Source organism: Streptomyces sp. AM25, assembly GCF_058146165.1.
In genome coordinates this window covers 147,103-165,103 of sequence record NZ_JBKIWN010000010.1, presented here as the reverse complement: position 1 = coordinate 165,103, position 18,001 = coordinate 147,103, and the positions used below count along the sequence as shown (strand labels likewise).

Genomic DNA, 18,001 nt, shown 5'->3' with positions numbered 1-18,001 from the left:
GGCCGTGGCGAACCGGTGATCAGGCCTCGTCGTCGGGCTTCTCGCCGTCGTCGGACTCGGCGTCGGCCTCCAGGCCGAGCTGCTCGACGAGCCAGCGGTCGAACTCGATGGAGGCGCGCACCCAGCTGACCGTGCTGGAGACGAAGTGCTCCAGCGAGACGCCGACGCCGATCAGCATCTGCGCCTCACCGATGAGGCGGACGGTGCCGTCGTCATTGGTGTGGGTGTAGACCTTCGGCCACAGGGTGCGGCGGTTCCAGTCGTCGATGGCCTCGAGGAGCCGGCCCTTCTCCTCGATGGCGTGCGGGCGGTCGTAGAACGTCCGCACGGAGAAGACCTGCTGCTCCTCCTCGCCACGGAACATGAAGTACGTGCGGAAGAGCTCCCACGGCGCGGCGAGGTCGCCCTCGTCGTCGACGACGTACTTCAGCTCCATCTGCTCGAGGAGCTGCTTGACCAGGTCCTGGTCGGGGATGACGGGGCCTGCCGGGCCCGTCTCGTGCGGTTCGGGCTGGCCCCCGAAATTCGGAATCGAGGACGGGTCGATGCTCACCGTGTATTTCCCTTCATGCGGATAAGACTCATCCTCCCCCATGCCCGGCGGTCACTGGCAACCCCTGGGGGCGCCGCCGGGGGGCTCACGCCTCCTGGGGCACCCGCTCGCTGGCCGTCACCGACAGACCCTCGGACCGGCCGGGCTCCCGGTCGACGACGACGGTGTCGCCGTCGCGGACCTCACCTCCCAGGATCGCGCGCGCGAGCCGGTCGCCGATGGCGGTCTGGACCAGACGGCGCAGCGGCCGGGCGCCGTAGCTGAGGTCGGGCGCCTCTGCGCCCTCCTTGTCCTCCTTGCCCAGGGTGGCCAGCCAGTGCAGGGCGGCGTCCGTGACGTCGAGGGTGAGGCGGCGGTCGGCGAGGCGGCGCTGCAGGTGGGCGATCTGGATCCGGGCGATGCGCTCCAGCTGGTCGGTGCCCAGCGGGTGGAAGACGACGATGTCGTCGAGCCGGTTGAGGAACTCGGGCCGGAAGGAGGCGCGGACCGTCTCCAGCACCCTCTCCTTCTTCTGCTCCTCCTTCAGCAGCGGGTCGACGAGGAAGGCGGAGCCGAGGTTGGAGGTCAGGATGAGGATGGCGTTGCGGAAGTCCACCGTCCGTCCCTGGCCGTCGGTGAGCCGCCCGTCGTCCAGGACCTGCAGCAGGATGTCGAAGACCTCGTGGTGGGCCTTCTCCACCTCGTCCAGCAGCACCACGGTGTACGGGCGCCGGCGCACGGCCTCGGTGAGCTGGCCGCCCTCCTCGTAGCCGACGTAGCCGGGGGGCGCGCCGACGAGGCGGGCGACGGAGTGCTTCTCGCTGTACTCCGACATGTCGATGCGGACCATGGCCCGCTCGTCGTCGAAGAGGAAGTCGGCCAGGGCCTTGGCCAGTTCGGTCTTGCCGACGCCGGTCGGGCCGAGGAAGAGGAAGGAGCCGGTGGGGCGGTCGGGGTCGGCGATGCCGGCGCGGGAGCGGCGCACGGCGTCGGAGACGGAGCGCACGGCCTCGGTCTGCCCGATCAGGCGCTTGCCGAGCTCCTCCTCCATGCGCAGCAGCTTCTGCGTCTCGCCCTCCAGCAGGCGGCCGGCGGGGATGCCGGTCCAGGCGGCGACGACGTCGGCGATGTCGTCCGGGCCGACCTCCTCCTTGACCATGAGGTCCTTGGCCGCGGCCTCCTGCTCGGCCTCCGCCTCGGCCTGCGCGGCCTCCTCCAGCTCGCGCTCCACGGCGGGGATCTCGCCGTACAGCAGCTTGGAGGCGGCGTCGAAGTCGCCGTCGCGCTGGGCGCGTTCGGCCTGCACGCGCAGGTCGTCCAGCTTCTCCTTCAGCTCGCCGACCCGGTTGAGGGACTGCTTCTCCTTCTCCCAGCGGGCGGTCAGGCCACGCAGCTCCTCCTCCTTGTCGGCGAGGTCGCGGCGCAGCTTGGCCAGGCGCTCCTTGCCGGCCTCGTCCGTCTCGTTCTTGAGGGCCAGCTCCTCCATCTTCAGCCGGTCGACGGCGCGCTGGAGCTCGTCGATCTCGACGGGCGAGGAGTCGATCTCCATGCGCAGCCGGGAGGCGGCCTCGTCGACGAGGTCGATGGCCTTGTCGGGCAGGAAGCGGGAGGTGATGTAGCGGTCGGAGAGGGTGGCGGCGGCCACCAGCGCCGAGTCGGCGATCTGCACCTTGTGGTGCGCCTCGTAGCGCCCCTTGAGCCCGCGCAGGATCGCGACCGAGTCCTCCACCGACGGTTCGGCCACCAGCACCTGCTGGAAACGGCGCTCCAGCGCCGGGTCCTTCTCGATCCGCTCGCGGTACTCGTCCAGCGTCGTCGCACCGACCATGCGCAGCTCGCCGCGCGCCAGCATCGGCTTGAGCATGTTCCCGGCGTCCATCGCCGAGTCCCCGCCGGCACCGGCGCCCACGACGGTGTGCAGCTCGTCGATGAACGTGATGATCTGGCCCTCGCTGGACTTGATCTCCGCCAGGACCGTCTTCAGCCGCTCCTCGAACTCGCCGCGGTACTTCGCACCCGCGACCATCGCGCCCAGGTCGAGCGAGACCAGCCGCTTGTTCTTCAGCGACTCGGGGACGTCGCCCTTCACTATCCGCTGCGCGAGCCCCTCGACGACGGCCGTCTTGCCGACGCCGGGCTCGCCGATCAGCACCGGGTTGTTCTTGGTGCGCCGCGACAGCACCTGCACCACGCGCCGGATCTCATGATCCCGCCCGATGACGGGGTCGAGCTTGCCCTCGCGCGCCGCGGCCGTGAAGTCCGTACCGAACTTCTCCAGCGCCTTGTACGTGCCCTCCGGGTCCGGCGACGTCACGCGCTGCCCGCCGCGCGCCTTCCCGAAGGCGTCCAGCAGCTTCTTCGCGGAGGCGCCCTGCCGGCCGAGCAGCTCCCCGGTGCGCCCGCCCTTGGTGGCGAGGCCGGTCAGCAGGTGCTCGGTCGAGATGTACTCGTCCCCCAGGTCCCGCGCGCGCTCGGCGGCGTCCGCGATGACGGCCAGCAGCTCCCGGTTCGGCTGCGGCGGCGAGACGGTGGACCCCTGCACGCTGGGCAGCTCGGCGAGCTGCCGCTCGGCACCGCCGCGCAGCGCGGCCGCGTCCGCATCCACGGCGGCCAGCAGGTCGAGCAGATTCTCGTTGTCCCGGCCGGCGAGCAGGGCCAGCAGCAGGTGCGCGGGCGTCAGATCGGCATGCCCGGCCGACACAGCCCGTTCCTGGGCGGCGCTCAGCGCCTCACGGCTCTTGTTGGTCAGCTCGGCATCCACGGTTCGGAACCCTCCTTGCTCATACCTGCGTGCAGTAAGTTGAGTGTAGTCGACTCAACCCGGATCCGGGAGGGGCGGCTCCGCAGATCACGTCCCTTTTGCGAGTGAAGCGGTACGAAGAAACGCCCGCCACTTGGGGGCGGGCGGTCAGGAAGGCGCTCCGAGCCGATCCTCCGAGCCGGCGGCAGGCCACTACGCTGCACCCATGGCCCAGGACCTCCGGAACCCCGACCCCGCCTACCTCGACTTCTGGCGCGAGCGGCACGTCTGCACCCTCACCACTCCGCGCCCGGACGGCTCTCCGCACGTCGTCCCCGTCGGGGTCACGTTCGACCCGGAGACCCTGACGGCCCGCGTCATCGCGGACAAGAACAGCCGCAAGGTCGCCAACGTCCAGGCAGCCGGCCCCGAGGGCGCCCGGGTCGCCGTCTGCCAGATGGAGGGCCGGCGCTGGGCCACCCTGGAGGGCCGCGCCGTGGTCCGCGCCGAATCCGACGCCGTGGCCGACGCGGTCGCCCGCTACGCGGTGCGCTACGGCCGCGACCCGCGCCCCAACCCGGACCGCGTGGTGATCGAGATCGCGGTGACGAGGGCCCTGGGCAGGGGCTGAAAACACGAGTTCCCCGCGCCCGTCAGGGACGCGGGGAACTGCGCGAGCAACCGAAGACGAACCCGCAGGCTCAGTCCTTCCGCTTGGGCCGCCAGACCACCAGCGCACTGGTCTGCTGCGCCTCCGCATACGGCACCAGATCCCGCCGGTACGACGCATGCACCTGCGCCTCCCGCTGCTGCATGGCGGCAGCGGCCCCGTCGACGACGGCCTGCAGCTCCGCCACCCGCGCGCTCAGCGCGGCGACCTGGTTCTCCAGCTCGATGATGCGCTTGATGCCGGCCAGGTTGATGCCCTCGTCCTGGCTCAGCTGCTGCACCTGGCGGAGCAGCTCGATGTCGCGCGCCGAGTAGCGGCGGCCGCGCCCGGCCGTGCGGTCGGGCGAGACCAGGCCGAGGCGGTCGTACTGGCGCAGGGTCTGCGGATGCAGACCCGACAGCTGAGCCGCGACCGAGATGACGTAGACCGGCGACTCGTCGGTCAGCTCGTAGTGGAGATTCCGTCGACGGCCTTCCATCTCAAGCTCCCTTCGCCGCCTGGAAGAGCTCGGCCCTGGGGTCCTCGCCCGAGGTGGCCTGGCGGTACTGCTCCAGGGCCTCACGGGCCTTGTCGTCGAGCGCGGTCGGCACCGCCACCTCGACGGTGACCAGGAGGTCGCCGCGGGTGCCGTCCTTGCGCACCGCGCCCTTGCCGCGGGCGCGCATCGTGCGGCCGTTGGGCGTGCCGGGGGGCAGCTTGAGGGTGACCGGCGAGCCGCCCAGCGTCGGCACCTTCACCTCGCCGCCGAGCGCCGCCTCCACGAAGGAGACCGGCACGGTGACGGTCAGGTTGTCGTCCTTGCGCCCGAAGACGGGGTGGTCGCCGACGTGCACCACGACGTACAGGTCGCCGTTGGGGCCGCCGCGCTCGCCCGGAGCGCCCTTGCCGCGCAGCCGGATCCGCTGACCGTCGGAGACGCCCGCCGGGATCCGCACCTGCATGGTGCGGGAGGACTTCGCGCGCCCGCTGCCGTGGCAGACGTCGCAGGGGTTCTCGGGGATCAGCCCGCGGCCCTTGCAGTCGGGGCAGGGGTCGGTCAGCGAGAAGCCGCCGCCCGAGCCGCGCGAGACCTGGCCGGTGCCCACACAGGTCGGGCAGACCCTGGGCGTACCGTTTTTGTCGCCCGTGCCGGAGCAGGCCTTGCAGGCCGCCGCGGAGGACATCCGCAGCGGAACCGTGGCCCCCTCCACCGCCTCGGTGAAGCTGAGCGTCACCTCGGACTCGATGTCCTGGCCGCGGCGCGGCTGGGTGCGCGTACCCGCGCCGCCGCCACCGCGGTTGAAGAGACCGCCGAAGACGTCGCCCAGACCGCCTCCGAAGCCGCCGCCCCCGCCCTGGGCGCCCCCGAAGAGGTCGCCCAGGTCGAAGTTGAAGGAGCCGCCGGCGCCGCCCGGCCCGGGACGGAATCCACCGTTCCCGAACAGGGCGCGCGCCTCGTCGTACTCCTTGCGGCGCTTGGGGTCGGCCAGGACGTCGTTCGCTTCGGAGATCTCCTTGAAGCGCTCCTCGGCCGAGGCGTCGCCCTTGTTGGCGTCCGGGTGGAACTCGCGGGCGAGCTTCCGGTACGCCTTCTTGATCTCCGCCTCGGTGGCGTCCTTGGGGACGCCGAGGACCTTGTACAGATCCTTCTCCAGCAGATCCCTGCTCAGGCTCATCGACGTCCCTCCTTCCTCATGTGCTCAGCCCTCGTCCGGGCCACCGCTCGCCTCGTCCGGTGCATCCGCTGCGTTCGGTGCCTCGCCGTCCTTGCCGGACGGCTGCGCGCCCGGCTGCGGCTCGGCCACGGCGACCCGCGCGGGGCGGATCGTCCGCTCGCCGATCCGGTACCCCGGCTGCAGGATCTGCACGCACGTGGTCTCGGTGACGTCCGGCGCGTAGCTGTGCATCAGGGCCTCGTGCACCAGCGGGTCGAAGGGCTCGCCCTCCTTGCCGAACTGCTGCAGGCCCATCTTGGCGACGACCGTCTCCATCGACTCGGCGACGGACTTGAAGCCGCCGACCAGCTCGCCGTGGTCACGGGCGCGGCCGATGTCGTCGAGCGTGGGGAGCAGCTCGGACAGGAGGTTCGCCACGGCGACCTCCTTGACCGCGACCCGGTCCCGCTCCACCCGGCGACGGTAGTTCTGGTACTCGGCCTGGAGCCGCTGGAGGTCTGCGGTGCGCTCGCCGAGCGCAGCCTGGGCCTGGTCCAGCTGTGCCTGGAGGCCTGCCTCGACGAGTTCCTCGCCCTTGGCCGGGCCGGCCGGGCCCGCCTTGTCGGCGGACCCGGCGGCCTTCGCCGCGTCGTCGGGTGCGGTGGCGTCGGAGGTGCCTTCAGGCTTCTCGTTGTCGAAGCCCGGGGTCTCCTCCGTCACGCGGACGCACCGCCCTTCGGCTTCTCGTCGTCCACGATCTCGGCGTCGACCACGTCGTCCTCGGCCTTGGCCTGCTGGCCGGCACCGGCACCCGCGCCCGCGGCACCGGCGGCGCCCTGCGCGGCCTGGGCGTCGGCGTACATGGCCTGGCCGAGCTTCTGGCTGACCGCGGCGACCTTCTCGGTCGCGGTGCGGATCTCGGCCGTGTCCTCGCCCTTGAGCTTCTCCTTCAGCTCGGCGACGGCGGTCTCGACCTCGGTCTTCACCTCGGCCGGAACCTTGTCCTCGTTGTCCTTGAGGAACTTCTCCGTCTGGTAGACGAGCTGCTCGCCCTGGTTGCGGGACTCGGCGGCCTCGCGGCGGCGGTGGTCGTCCTCCGCGTACTTCTCGGCCTCCTCGCGCATGCGGTCGACCTCGTCCTTCGGCAGCGAGGAGCCGCCGGTGACGGTCATCTTCTGCTCCTTGCCCGTGCCCAGGTCCTTGGCGGTCACGTGCATGATGCCGTTGGCGTCGATGTCGAAGGCGACCTCGATCTGCGGGACGCCGCGCGGGGCCGGCGGCAGGCCCGTCAGCTCGAACATGCCGAGCTTCTTGTTGTACGCCGCGATCTCGCGCTCGCCCTGGTAGACCTGGATCTGCACGGACGGCTGGTTGTCCTCGGCCGTCGTGAAGATCTCGGAGCGCTTCGTCGGGATCGTGGTGTTGCGCTCGATCAGCTTGGTCATGATGCCGCCCTTGGTCTCGATGCCGAGGGACAGCGGGGTCACGTCGAGGAGCAGGACGTCCTTGACCTCACCCTTGAGCACACCGGCCTGCAGGGCGGCGCCGATGGCGACGACCTCGTCCGGGTTGACGCCCTTGTTGGCCTCCTGGCCGCCGGTCAGCTCCTTGACGAGCTCGGCGACGGCGGGCATACGGGTGGAGCCGCCGACCAGGACCACGTGGTCGATCTCGGACAGGGCGATGCCCGCGTCCTTGATGACGTTGTGGAACGGGGTCTTGCAGCGCTCCAGCAGGTCCGCGGTCAGCTGCTGGAACTGGGCGCGGGTGAGCTTCTCGTCCAGGTGCAGCGGGCCCTCGGCGGACGCCGTGATGTAGGGCAGGTTGATCGTGGTCTCGGTGGACGAGGAGAGCTCGATCTTCGCCTTCTCGGCGGCCTCGCGCAGGCGCTGCAGCGCCATCTTGTCCTTGGACAGGTCGACGCCGTGGCCGTTCTGGAACTGCTTGACCAGGTAGTCGACGACGCGCTGGTCCCAGTCGTCACCACCGAGGTGGTTGTCGCCGTTGGTGGCCTTGACCTCGACGACGCCGTCGCCGATCTCGAGCAGCGAGACGTCGAAGGTGCCGCCACCGAGGTCGAAGACGAGAATGGTCTGGTCGTCCTTGTCGAGACCGTAGGCCAGGGCGGCCGCGGTGGGCTCGTTGACGATGCGCAGGACGTTCAGACCCGCGATCTCACCGGCCTCCTTGGTGGCCTGGCGCTCGGAGTCGTTGAAGTACGCCGGCACGGTGATGACCGCGTCGGTGACCTTCTCGCCCAGGTAGGCCTCGGCGTCCCGCTTCAGCTTCTGCAGGATGAAGGCGCTCATCTGCTGCGGGTTGAAGTCCTTGCCGTCCAGGTTGATCTTCCAGTCGGTGCCCATGTGGCGCTTGACCGACCGGACGGTCCTGTCGACGTTGGTCACGGCCTGGCGCTTGGCGACCTCGCCGACCAGCACCTCGCCGTTCTTCGCGAAGGCGACAACGGACGGCGTGGTCCTGGCGCCCTCGGCGTTGGTGATGACGGTGGGCTCACCGCCTTCGAGAACACTGACGACGGAGTTCGTCGTACCCAGGTCGATGCCGACCGCACGTGCCATGTCGATTCCTCCAGCTGACTTGAGTGGAACAGACTCAAGAGTGCAACACCGGAGCGCCGGTGTCAACGGAGCTGAGTCGGGTGGGCTCAACTTTTATATCGGTCTTACGATCATCCACCGCCGTGACGTCGCCACGAGACCCGTTCGGGCGACGCAGATCACCGGCTTTGCGGGTATGGCACGCGCGCGAGAGTGAGTAGTCTCGTACGGACTGGATAAGTTACTGATTGGTAATCCGGCTGGTGATCCAGCCCGGTCCCGCTCTCGCAGGTTCGAGGAGCCTCCCCATGCAACTCGCCGCGATCATCGTGGTGCTGGTCCTCAGCGCGGTCGGTGTCGCGCTGATCGGCCGCGCCATCGCGCAGTTCGTCCGCTTCTTCCGGCTCGGCGCACCCGTACCGGCCGGCACCCGTACCGACGACCCGGCAGGCCGCACGGTCACCCTGGCCAAGGAGTTCGTCGGCCACACCCGCATGAACAAGTGGGGCGTCATCGGCGTCGCGCACTGGTTCGTCGCCGTCGGCTTCCTCACGCTCGGCCTGACGATCGTCAACGCCTACGGCCAGCTGTTCAAGGCCGACTGGACGCTTCCGATCATCGGCGACTGGCTGCCGTACGGGCTCTACATCGAGTTCATCGGCACCACGACCACGCTGGGCATCCTCGCGCTCATCGTGATCCGGCTGATGAACCTGCCCTCCAGGGCCGGCCGCAAGTCCCGCTTCGCGGGCTCGACCGCCTGGCAGGCGTACTTCGTCGAGTACGTGATCCTGGTGATCGGCCTGGCCATCATGGTGCTGCGCGGGCTCGAGGGCGCGCTGCACGGCGTCGACCACTACGAGGCCGCCTACTTCGTCTCGTACCCCCTGGTCGCCGCCTTCAAGGGGCTGAGCGTCGGGACGCTGCAGAACCTGGTCTACCTGGTCGCGATGATCAAGCTCGGCGTCACCATGATCTGGATGATCACGGTCAGCCTGAACATCGACATGAGCGTCGCCTGGCACCGCTTCCTCGCCTTCCCCAACATCTGGTTCAAGCGCGAGGCCAGTGGTGACGTGGCGCTGGGCGCGCTGCAGCCGATGACGAGCGGCGGCGAGCCGATCGACTTCGAGGACCCGGCCGAGGACGCCCAGTTCGGCGTCTCGCAGATCGAGCACTTCTCCTGGAAGGGCCTGCTCGACTTCTCCACCTGCACCGAGTGCGGCCGCTGCCAGTCGCAGTGCCCCGCCTGGAACACCGGCAAGCCGCTGTCGCCGAAGATGCTGATCCTGGCGCTGCGCGACCACTCGCACGCCAAGGCCCCGTATCTGCTCGCCGGTGGCGGCAAGACGGTGGAGGGCGAGGAGAAGGCGACCGAGGAGCAGCTCAAGGACGTCCCTGCGGCCGCCCTGGCCGAGGCCGGGCGCCCGCTGATCGGCACCCTGGAGGAGAACGGCGTCATCGACCCGGACGTCCTCTGGTCCTGCACCACCTGCGGTGCCTGCGTGGAGCAGTGCCCGGTCGACATCGAGCACGTCGACCACATCGTCGACATGCGCCGCTACCAGGTGATGATCGAGAGCTCCTTCCCGTCCGAGGCGGGCACGATGCTCAAGAACCTGGAGAAGAAGGGCAATCCCTGGGGCCTCGCCAAGAAGCAGCGCCTGCAGTGGACCAAGGAGGTCGACTTCGAGATCCCGGTCGTCGGCAAGGACGTCGAGGATCTCACCGAGGTCGACTACCTCTACTGGGTCGGCTGCGCAGGCGCGTTGGAGGACCGGGCCAAGAAGACCACCAAGGCCTTCGCGGAACTGCTGCACATCGCGGGCGTCAAGTTCGCCATCATGGGCGGCGAGGAGAACTGCACCGGCGACTCGGCACGCCGCCTGGGCAACGAGTTCCTCTTCCAGCAGCTCGGCCAGCAGAACGTCGAGATGCTCAACATGGCGTTCGGTGAGGATGCCGAGGAGGGCGTCAAGGTCGAGAAGGCGAAGAAGAAGATCGTCGCGACCTGCCCGCACTGCTTCAACACCATCGCCAACGAGTACCCGCAGCTCGGCGGCGAGTACGAGGTCATCCACCACACGCAGCTGCTGCAGCACCTGATCGACGAGGGCAAGCTGATCCCGGTGACCCCCGTCGAGGGTCTGATCACCTATCACGACCCCTGCTACCTCGGCCGCCACAACAAGGTCTACACGCCGCCGCGCGAGATCATCGCCAAGGTGCCGGGCCTGCGCAACGAGGAGATGCACCGTCACAAGGAGCGCGGCTTCTGCTGCGGCGCCGGCGGTGCGCGCATGTGGATGGAGGAGCGCATCGGCAAGCGCATCAACAACGAGCGCGTGGACGAGGCCCTGTCGCTCAACCCCGACATCGTCTCGACGGCCTGCCCGTTCTGCCTCGTCATGCTGACGGACTCGGTCAACGGCAAGAAGGCTGCAGCTGACAGCGGCTCCGCCCCGGGCGGCCAGGCGAAGGAGTCCATCCAGGTCGTGGACGTGGCCCAGCTGCTGCTGGAGTCCGTCAGGACGCCCGCCGCGCCGGAGGGCGACGGCGAGACGGCGGACGAGCCGGAGCCCGAGCCGGTGAAGTAGCCCTTCCGAGCTGCCTGCTGCGGCCGGTGCCCCGCGATGAGCCGGGGCACCGGCCGCAGCCGTTCCCGGCGTGAAACCTCTTACGGGATGGCCTGTTCCCGGAGCTTTCCCCTAGGGGATGTCACAGCTCGGCCGCAAAGCCGGGCCCGTTCCCCTTTGCCCGGGTCCGGGGGCTCTCCGGACCGGGTACGTTCGAAGACGTGGCTGGATTCAGGATGGGACGCGGACGGGACGACCGGCACCCGAACCCCGCGCCGCAAGGACAACAGCAGTGGCAGCAGCCCGGCGGGTACGACGAGCCGGAGTACTTCGGCGGCGCGACGGCACCGCAGCCGGGATACGGGCAGCAGCCACCGGTGCAGCACGGCTATGCCCAGGGCGCGCAGCAGGGCGGTCCGTACCAGGACCCGTACTACGGCGGCCCGCCCGCCGGCGACCCCGGGCGCACCCAGCAGTTCGCCTTCGGCGAGGCCCCGGACGCCTACCCGCCCCAGGGGCAGGGCGGCCCGGACCCGTACGCGGGCTACGGCACCGGCAGCACCTACGGCCCCGGGCAGCCCGCCGCCCCCGCGCCGCCCCCCGGGCCGCGGCTGCACTGGAAGGAGCTGCTGAGCGGCATCGTGCTGCGCCCGTCGGCCACCTTCTGGCAGATGCGCGACCACGCGATGTGGGGTCCGGCCCTGATCGTGACGTTCGTCTACGGCCTGCTGGCGGTCTTCGGCTTCGACAAGGCCCGGCAGGACGTGCTGCACGCCACGCTCGCCGACAGCATCCCCTGGGTACTGGCCACCAGCGTCATCGTGCTGATGGCCGGGCTGATACTCGGGGCCGTCACGCACACGCTCGCCCGCCAGCTCGGCGGCGACGGCATGTGGCAGCCGACCGTCGGCCTGTCGATGCTGATCATGTCGATCACGGACGCCCCGCGGCTGCTGTTCGCGATGTTCCTCGGCGGCGACAGCCCGCTGGTGCAGGTCCTCGGCTGGGCGACCTGGCTGGCCGGCGGTGCGCTGCTGACGTCGATGGTGAGCAAGTCGCACGACCTGCCCTGGCCGAAGGCGCTCGGGGCCTCGGCGATCCAGCTGGTGGCCCTGCTGTCCCTGATGAAGCTGGGCACGCTGTAACCGCACCCCGGCCACGCGGAAGCCCGGGCCCCCACTGCGGGGACCCGGGCTTCCGGCTGTTCGCTGTGCTACGCGCTCACGCGTCGAGGATCTGGCCCTCGCGCCGCACGACCGGCGGCTCCACGCTCCACGGGAAGTTGATCCAGTCGTCCGTGCGCTTCCACACGTACTCGCACTTCACCAGCGACTGCGGCTTCTCGTAGATCACCGCGCTGCGCACCTCGGCGACGTGGTCGAGGCAGAAGTCGTGCACGAGCTTGAGCGTCTTGCCGGTGTCGGCGACGTCGTCCGCGATCAGGACCTTCTTGTTGGAGAAGTCGATCGCGTTCGGCACGGGCGCCAGCATGACCGGCATCTCCAGCGTCGAGCCGACGCCGGTGTAGAACTCCACGTTGACCAGGTGGATGTTCTTGCAGTCCAGGGCGTAGGCCAGGCCGCCCGCGACGAAGACGCCGCCGCGCGCGATGGAGAGGACGATGTCGGGCTCGTAGCCGTCGTCCGCGATCGTCTGGGCCAGTTCACGGATGGCCTGCCCGAAGAGCGGGTAGGTCAGGTTTTCGCGGTTGTCACTCACTGTCGTTGCTGCTCTCAGACCTGCGTGCGATGGAAATTCTGGAAGGAGCGCGAGGGCGTCGGCCCGCGCTGGCCCTGGTAGCGGGAGCCGTGCTTCGCGGACCCGTACGGGTGCTCGACGGGGGAGGACAGCCGGAACATGCACAGCTGCCCGATCTTCATCCCCGGCCACAGCTTGATCGGCAGGGTGGCCATGTTCGACAGCTCCAGCGTCACGTGGCCCGAGAAACCCGGGTCGATGAAGCCGGCCGTGGAGTGGGTCAGCAGGCCGAGCCGGCCGAGGCTGGACTTGCCCTCCAGGCGGGAGGCGATGTCGCCGGGGAGCGTGATGACCTCGTACGTCGAGGCGAGCACGAACTCACCGGGGTGCAGGATGAAGGCCTCGTCACCGTCCGGCACGACCTCGCGGGTGAGGTCCGCCTGCTCGACGGCGGGGTCGATGTGGGGGTACCGGTGGTTCTCGAACACCCGGAAGTAGCGGTCGAGGCGCACGTCAATGCTCGACGGCTGCACCATCGATTCGTCGTACGGGTCGATCCGCACCCGGCCAGCGTCGATCTCGGTCCGGATGTCCTTGTCTGAGAGAAGCACGGGTCGAGGATACGCAAGAAGCCGGACAACCGGAGAATGCGAGAGGGCCCGGTCCTCGATCGGACCGGGCCCTCGTGCACTCAGCCCTTCTCGGATGCCACCGGTACGGAGTGCCGCAGCCGGGCGCAGCGGGGGCAGCGCAGCAGCCGTCCCGGGCCGATCCGGCCGGCTCCGAGGTTCTGCATCGGGAACGAAGCGGTGCTGAACACGTGCCCTTCGGCACAACGGACGACGGTGCGCTCCATCGAGCTCCCTTTCCCCAATGTTGTGAAAGACAAAAGCCACATTAGGGGATCTATCCGACGCACTCGCACGCGGCACTCCCGGCACCCCCCGACCGGCTTCCACGCCCCCACGGTACGCCCCAACTCCCGCGCCCCACGCCCGCGTCCCCACCCCCCGCACAGGCCCCTCACACGACAAGAAGGCCACCCGGACCAGTGCACCGGGGGCCTTCGATGGGGTAGAGTGTGCGACGATGCGACGCCCTGAGGGCGTCCCTTCGCGGGCGTAGTTTAATGGTAGAACATGAGCTTCCCAAGCTCAGAGCGCGAGTTCGATTCTCGTCGCCCGCTCTTCGACAGAGCCCCAGGCCGGACGGCCTGGGGTTCTGCGTTTGTCCAGCCGCTCACGGAGCGGCCCCGTCACGGAGCGGCCGCCTCCAGGTCGGCGATGCTGCCCGACATGATCGTCCGTACATGCCCGGTGATGTGCTCCGCGGGCCAGTCCCACCAGGCCACCGCCAACAGCCGGGCGACGTCCTCGTCGTTGTAGCGGGTGCGGACGAGGCGGGCCGGGTTGCCGCCGACGATGCCGTAGGCGGGCACGTCGCTCGTGACGACGGCGCCGGAGGCGATGATCGCGCCGTGGCCGATGCGTACGCCGGGCATGACCGTCGTGCCGTGACCGAACCAGACGTCGTTGCCGACGACGGTGTCCCCCCGGCAGGGCAGGCCGGTGAGCAGGTCGAAGTGCTCGGACCAGGAGCCGCCCATGGTGGGGAAGGGGAAGGTCGACGGGCCGTCCATGCGGTGGTTGGCGCCGTTCATGATGAAGCGCACGCCCGTGCCGAGCGCGCAGAACTTGCCGATGACCAGCTTCTCCGGCCCGTAGTGGTAGAGCACGTTGCGCGTCTCGAACGCCGTCGGGTCGTCCGGGTCGTCGTAGTAGGAGTACTCCCCGACCTCGATCAGCGGGGACGTCACCAGCGGCTTGAGCAGCACCACGCGCGGGTGCTCGGGCATCGGGTGGAGGACCGTGGGGTCGGCGGGTACGGGCATGGGGGTTCCTCCATCGGCAGCGGGTTCGCGACCCGTCCATGATCGCGGCGCGCGCCGTCCGGGAACACCGGATTTCGTCACACCCGGACCAGCCCCGTCCGGTAGGCGGTGACGACGAGTTGGGCGCGGTCGCGGGCGCCGAGCTTGGCCATCGCGCGGTTCACGTGGGTCTTGGCGGTGAGGGGCGTGACGTGGAGGCGCCCGGCGATCTCGTCGTTGGACAGGCCGGTGGCGACGAGGGCGACCACCTCCCGCTCCCGCGGCGTGAGGGCGGCCAGTCGGGGCGTCCTCTCCGGGTCGGGGGCGTCGGGCCGGGACAGGAAGCGGGCGATCAGGGCCTTGGTGGCCGCCGGTGACAGCAGCGCGTCGCCGGCCGCCACGAGCCGTATGGCGTCCAGCAGTTCACCGGGGTTGATGCCCTTGCCCAGGAAGCCGCTCGCACCGGCGCGGAGGGCCTCGGCGACGTACTCGTCGTTCTCGAAGGTGGTGAGGACGAGGACCTTGACGCCCGCGAGGTCCTCGTCCTCGGTGATGAGCCTGGTCGCGGCGAGGCCGTCGAGGTCGGGCATCCGGATCACCCCGTGTCCGGTGTCGGCGCCGGGCCGCCGCCGCCCGTACCGGCGGGGCCGTCGTCCTCGACCGTGACGCGCAGGACGTCCGTGCGGTACTCCAGGCGGACCCGCGCCGGGACGGGACCGGCGTGCTTGCGGGTGTTGGTGAGCGCTTCCTGGCCGCTCCGGTAGGCCGCCAGGTCGGTGATGGCCGCGAGTTCCACGGCCCGGCCGGTGCGTTCCAGGGCGATGTCGAGGCCGCTGTGGCGGAAGGAGTCCAGCAGGTGGCCGATGTCGCCGAGAGCGGGCGCGGGTTCGCGGGGTGCGTCGGCGGTCTCGCCGTTCCGGAGCACCCCCACGGTGGCGCGCAGTTCGTCGAGGGCCGCCCGGCCGGTGTCACGGATGCGTTCGAGCGCCTGGCCGGCGTGGCCGGGATCGGAGCCCATGAGGTGGTGGGCGACGCCTGCTTGGGCGTTGACGAGCGTGATGTGGTGGGCGACGACGTCGTGCAGTTCGCGGGCGATGCGCAGGCGCTCCTCGGTGACCCGGCGGCGGGCCTCCTCCTCCCGGGTGCGCTCGGCGCGTTCGGCACGTTCCACGGCAGGCATCAGTTCCCGCATCCGGCGGACGGTGAACTGGCCGGTGAGCAGCCGGCGGAACCGGGTGTGCTCCGGCGCGTCCATGAGGATGAACCACCCCGGCGCGGGCGGCGGCACCGCACCGTCCTCGGCCAGGGGGATGCCCGCCCGGAGCATGCGACGCCGGGAGCTGAACCGCGGATCGGCGAGCACCGTCCGGATGTCCGCGTACCGCGTGACGAGCCAGCCGGCCGCTCCGTCCGGAAAGGTCACCTGTGCGACCGGGGCCTCTTCCCGGAACGTCCGGTACTCCGGCGGCGGGTCGAACGGGCACGTCCGCGTCACAGGCTGCAGTGCGGTGACGGGCTGTATGTCGCTCACGAAGCGGTCCCTTCAAGCGGTGCGGCGTCCTGGCGTCCACCGTGCCGTTTCGCCCGGAGCATGTCGTCGCGCGTCCGCAGACACTCGGGCTACTGCGGCTGCGGTACGGATCCGGCACCGGCTACCGCGCACGCGGACGGCGCGAGCCCTCTCACCCGGCCGGCAGGGTCCACTCGTTGACCAGCTGCCGGGCCCGGCCCGCGTCCTTGGCGAACACCAGCACCTGCAGCCGCCACGGGGACCGCCGGCGGCGCGGGCAGGGGGCCGTGGTGGAACGGATCCCGCACAGGTCGAGGAAGCTGCGGACCTCCTCGGCCGCCGTCGCCGTGGCGACGCGCACCACCGGGACCAGCAGGCCGTACGGATAGGAGCTGCGGCGGACCGGGCGTCTCACGGGAGGGGGACGGGCGCCGGGTCAGTGGCTGCCCTCGCCGACCTTGGCGACGGCATGGTGCTCGTGGTGGGCCTCCTGGATCTCCCGGAACTCCTCCGCCGTCGGCTTCGGGATCTGGCCCATCTCGCCGAAGTACGCCTCGGACAGCCGGGCCCGCACGCGCTGGAGCCAGGAGATCTTGCGCGGATTGCCGTTCTCGTCGACGGCGGGCGGCAGTTCCCAGGGCGTGTGCTGCTCGTGGGCGGTGAGCGTGTAGCGCGCCTCCTGCGACAACGGCTCGTGGATCTCGACGAATTCACCGTGCGGATAGCGCGCGATGACGCCCGACTCCCGTCCGTGCAGCACCTTTTCGCGGTCGCGGCGCTGGAGGCCGAGACACCACCTGTGGGTGATCACGAAGACCAGGACGGGAATGGCGAAGAAGCCGATGCGGACCAGCCAGGTGATCGCGTTGATCGACAGGTGGAAGTGCACCGCGATGATGTCGTTGCCGCCGCCCACCAGCAGGATGACGTACTCGGAGATCCAGGCCGCGCCGAATGCGGTGCGCACCGGGTTGTTGCGGGGCCGTTCGGCGATGTGGTGTTCGCGCCGGTCCCCGGTGACCCAGGCCTCGAAGAAGGGATAGCACCAGATCGCCAGGAAGACGGTGGGGAAGACGACCAGCGGGATGAAGACGCCGAGGACGAGCGTGTGGCCCAGGAAATTGATCTCCCAGCCGGGCATGACGCGGATCAGGCCCTCGGAGAAGCCCATGTACCAGTCGGGCTGGGCGTCGGTGGTCACCATGTCCGGCCGGTACGGGCCGTACGCCCAGATCGGGTTGATCTGCGCGAAGCCCGCGAAGGCCGAGATGATGCCGCTGACCAGGAAGAAGAAGCCGCCCGCCTTGGCCATGTAGACCGGCATGAGCGGCATGCCCACGACGTTCTCGTTCTTCCGTCCGGCGTGAATTCCCTGAGTGTGCTTGTGGTAGAAGACCAGGATCAGGTGGGCCGCCAGCAGGGCCGCCATGATGCCGGGGAGCAGCAGCACGTGGACGGTGAACATCCGCGGGATCCAGATGTGACCCGGGTACTCGCCGCCGAAGATGAAGAACACCAGATAGGTGCCGACGATCGGCACGGACAGGATCGCGCCCTCCATGAACCGGACGCCCGTTCCGGAGAGCAGGTCGTCGGGCAGCGAATAGCCCATGAAGCCGTCGAACATGCCGAGGATCAACAGGCTCGCTCCGAACAGCCAGTTGAGCTCGCGGGGCTTGCGGAAGGCGCCGGTGAAGAAGACGCGCATCATGTGGACGAGCATCGCCATGATGAACACCAGCGCGGCCCAGTGGTGCAGCTGACGGAGCAGCAGCCCGCCGCGGACGTCGAAGCTGATGTCGAGCGTCGACTCGTAGGCGGTCGACATCCTGATGCCGTTCAGCGGCGTGTACCGGCCGTGGTAGACGACCTCGTTCATGCTGGGCTTGAAGAACATCGTCAGATAGACGCCGGTCACGATGATGACGATGAACGAGTAGAGCGCGACCTCGCCCAGCATGAAGGACCAGTGGTCGGGAAAGACCTTCCGCAGATTGGCCTTGGCGAGTGAATACAGCCCGACGCGGCCGTCGAACCAGTCCGCGAGCCGCTCCCCCTTGGATGCCTGGGCAGAGGTCTTTTGCGTATTGGTCATGCGCCGCGCTCCCGGAACCTGGTGGTGGTCGTCTTCGCCACACCTGTGACCACAGTTCCGTCCATCTTCCATGCATTTGCCGAGGAAGATGGGATTTGCCCGGGAGTGTCGGGGCAGC

General features: G+C 69.7%; 16 protein-coding genes, 1 tRNA gene and 1 pseudogene. 4 read left to right on the top strand and 14 right to left on the bottom strand.

Annotated features, from left to right (window positions below; all coding sequences use genetic code 11):
- Positions 1–19: 19 nt before the first annotated feature.
- Entirely contained in the window at positions 20–553 is a 534-nt protein-coding gene (locus ACLHRZ_RS15795) for a YbjN domain-containing protein (RefSeq protein WP_490419054.1), read from the bottom strand.
- An 85-nt stretch (positions 554–638) separates the two neighbouring features.
- On the bottom strand, positions 639–3,293 hold the full coding sequence (clpB, locus tag ACLHRZ_RS15790; protein ID WP_490419053.1) for an ATP-dependent chaperone ClpB: 2,655 nt from the start codon (positions 3,291–3,293) through the stop codon (positions 639–641).
- A 205-nt stretch (positions 3,294–3,498) separates the two neighbouring features.
- Here clpB and ACLHRZ_RS15785 point away from each other — a divergent pair, with 205 nt between their 5' ends.
- A complete protein-coding gene (locus ACLHRZ_RS15785; RefSeq protein WP_490419052.1) occupies positions 3,499–3,903 on the top strand; it encodes a pyridoxamine 5'-phosphate oxidase family protein in 405 nt (134 codons plus the stop codon).
- Positions 3,904–3,973: 70 nt separating this feature from the next.
- On the opposite strand, the gene ACLHRZ_RS15780 is transcribed toward ACLHRZ_RS15785, so the two are convergent.
- The 4 genes from ACLHRZ_RS15780 to dnaK are packed head-to-tail and all read right to left on the bottom strand — an operon-like array spanning position 3,974 to position 8,155.
- On the bottom strand, positions 3,974–4,420 hold the full coding sequence (locus ACLHRZ_RS15780) for a heat shock protein transcriptional repressor HspR (protein ID WP_490419051.1): 447 nt from the start codon (positions 4,418–4,420) through the stop codon (positions 3,974–3,976).
- A 1-nt stretch (position 4,421) separates the two neighbouring features.
- Positions 4,422–5,597: a molecular chaperone DnaJ gene (gene dnaJ, locus ACLHRZ_RS15775; RefSeq protein ID WP_490419050.1), complete on the bottom strand. Its 1,176-nt coding sequence runs from the start codon at positions 5,595–5,597 to the stop codon at positions 4,422–4,424.
- A 24-nt stretch (positions 5,598–5,621) separates the two neighbouring features.
- Positions 5,622–6,296 (bottom strand): nucleotide exchange factor GrpE, encoded by a 675-nt coding sequence (gene grpE / locus ACLHRZ_RS15770; RefSeq protein WP_490419049.1) that lies wholly within the window; start codon positions 6,294–6,296, stop codon positions 5,622–5,624.
- Entirely contained in the window at positions 6,293–8,155 is a 1,863-nt protein-coding gene (dnaK, locus tag ACLHRZ_RS15765) for a molecular chaperone DnaK (RefSeq protein WP_490419048.1), read from the bottom strand. Before dnaK ends, grpE begins: the two co-directional genes overlap by 4 nt.
- A 287-nt stretch (positions 8,156–8,442) precedes the next feature.
- On the opposite strand from dnaK, the gene ACLHRZ_RS15760 reads away from it, so the two are divergent.
- Both ACLHRZ_RS15760 and ACLHRZ_RS15755 read left to right on the top strand, forming a co-directional pair.
- The gene (locus ACLHRZ_RS15760; protein WP_490419047.1) at positions 8,443–10,731 is read left to right on the top strand and encodes a (Fe-S)-binding protein; all 2,289 of its coding nucleotides are present in this window, start codon (positions 8,443–8,445) and stop codon (positions 10,729–10,731) included.
- A gap of 215 nt (positions 10,732–10,946) precedes the next feature.
- Complete coding sequence (locus ACLHRZ_RS15755) at positions 10,947–11,855, top strand: Yip1 family protein (RefSeq protein ID WP_490419162.1); 909 nt, start codon at positions 10,947–10,949, stop codon at positions 11,853–11,855.
- 76 nt (positions 11,856–11,931) lie between these two features.
- Here the strand turns inward: ACLHRZ_RS15755 and ACLHRZ_RS15750 are convergent, their stop codons facing one another.
- The 3 genes from ACLHRZ_RS15750 to ACLHRZ_RS15740 all read right to left on the bottom strand — a co-directional run bounded on the left by ACLHRZ_RS15750 (position 11,932) and on the right by ACLHRZ_RS15740 (position 13,264).
- A complete protein-coding gene (locus tag ACLHRZ_RS15750) occupies positions 11,932–12,429 on the bottom strand; it encodes a phosphoribosyltransferase (RefSeq protein ID WP_490419046.1) in 498 nt (165 codons plus the stop codon).
- 14 nt (positions 12,430–12,443) lie between these two features.
- A complete protein-coding gene (dcd, locus tag ACLHRZ_RS15745; RefSeq protein ID WP_171078667.1) occupies positions 12,444–13,019 on the bottom strand; it encodes a dCTP deaminase in 576 nt (191 codons plus the stop codon).
- An 80-nt stretch (positions 13,020–13,099) separates the two neighbouring features.
- On the bottom strand, positions 13,100–13,264 hold the full coding sequence (locus ACLHRZ_RS15740) for a hypothetical protein (RefSeq protein WP_490419045.1): 165 nt from the start codon (positions 13,262–13,264) through the stop codon (positions 13,100–13,102).
- A 259-nt stretch (positions 13,265–13,523) separates the two neighbouring features.
- Here ACLHRZ_RS15740 and ACLHRZ_RS15735 point away from each other — a divergent pair.
- Positions 13,524–13,594, top strand: a tRNA-Gly gene (locus ACLHRZ_RS15735).
- Between the two features lie 69 nt (positions 13,595–13,663).
- Here the strand turns inward: ACLHRZ_RS15735 and ACLHRZ_RS15730 are convergent.
- From ACLHRZ_RS15730 to qcrB, 5 genes and pseudogenes are all read right to left on the bottom strand, one after another.
- Positions 13,664–14,299, bottom strand: coding sequence for a CatB-related O-acetyltransferase (locus ACLHRZ_RS15730; protein WP_490419044.1), 636 nt, complete (start codon positions 14,297–14,299; stop codon positions 13,664–13,666).
- Positions 14,300–14,376: 77 nt separating this feature from the next.
- Positions 14,377–14,874: pseudogene (locus tag ACLHRZ_RS15725) on the bottom strand (LuxR C-terminal-related transcriptional regulator); the annotation flags it as partial.
- Entirely contained in the window at positions 14,874–15,809 is a 936-nt protein-coding gene (locus ACLHRZ_RS15720) for a sensor histidine kinase (RefSeq protein WP_490419043.1), read from the bottom strand. The pseudogene ACLHRZ_RS15725 and the gene ACLHRZ_RS15720, both read right to left, overlap by 1 nt.
- 151 nt (positions 15,810–15,960) lie before the next feature.
- On the bottom strand, positions 15,961–16,203 hold the full coding sequence (locus tag ACLHRZ_RS15715; RefSeq protein ID WP_490419042.1) for a hypothetical protein: 243 nt from the start codon (positions 16,201–16,203) through the stop codon (positions 15,961–15,963).
- A gap of 21 nt (positions 16,204–16,224) precedes the next feature.
- A complete protein-coding gene (qcrB, locus tag ACLHRZ_RS15710; RefSeq protein ID WP_490419041.1) occupies positions 16,225–17,883 on the bottom strand; it encodes a cytochrome bc1 complex cytochrome b subunit in 1,659 nt (552 codons plus the stop codon).
- Positions 17,884–18,001: the final 118 nt, after the last annotated feature.

Excerpts from the sequence above, each read along its gene's own strand:
- ACLHRZ_RS15780 (WP_490419051.1), bottom strand. The coding sequence starts at position 4,420 with ATGGAAGGCCGTCGACGGAATCTCCACTACGAGCTGACCGACGAGTCG.
- qcrB (WP_490419041.1), bottom strand. The coding sequence starts at position 17,883 with ATGACCAATACGCAAAAGACCTCTGCCCAGGCATCCAAGGGGGAGCGG.
- ACLHRZ_RS15730 (WP_490419044.1), bottom strand. The coding sequence starts at position 14,299 with ATGCCCGTACCCGCCGACCCCACGGTCCTCCACCCGATGCCCGAGCAC.
- ACLHRZ_RS15755 (WP_490419162.1), top strand. The coding sequence starts at position 10,947 with ATGGGACGCGGACGGGACGACCGGCACCCGAACCCCGCGCCGCAAGGA.
- dnaK (WP_490419048.1), bottom strand. The coding sequence starts at position 8,155 with ATGGCACGTGCGGTCGGCATCGACCTGGGTACGACGAACTCCGTCGTC.
- ACLHRZ_RS15785 (WP_490419052.1), top strand. The coding sequence starts at position 3,499 with ATGGCCCAGGACCTCCGGAACCCCGACCCCGCCTACCTCGACTTCTGG.
- dnaJ (WP_490419050.1), bottom strand. The coding sequence starts at position 5,597 with ATGAGCCTGAGCAGGGATCTGCTGGAGAAGGATCTGTACAAGGTCCTC.
- ACLHRZ_RS15740 (WP_490419045.1), bottom strand. The coding sequence starts at position 13,264 with ATGGAGCGCACCGTCGTCCGTTGTGCCGAAGGGCACGTGTTCAGCACC.
- ACLHRZ_RS15760 (WP_490419047.1), top strand. The coding sequence starts at position 8,443 with ATGCAACTCGCCGCGATCATCGTGGTGCTGGTCCTCAGCGCGGTCGGT.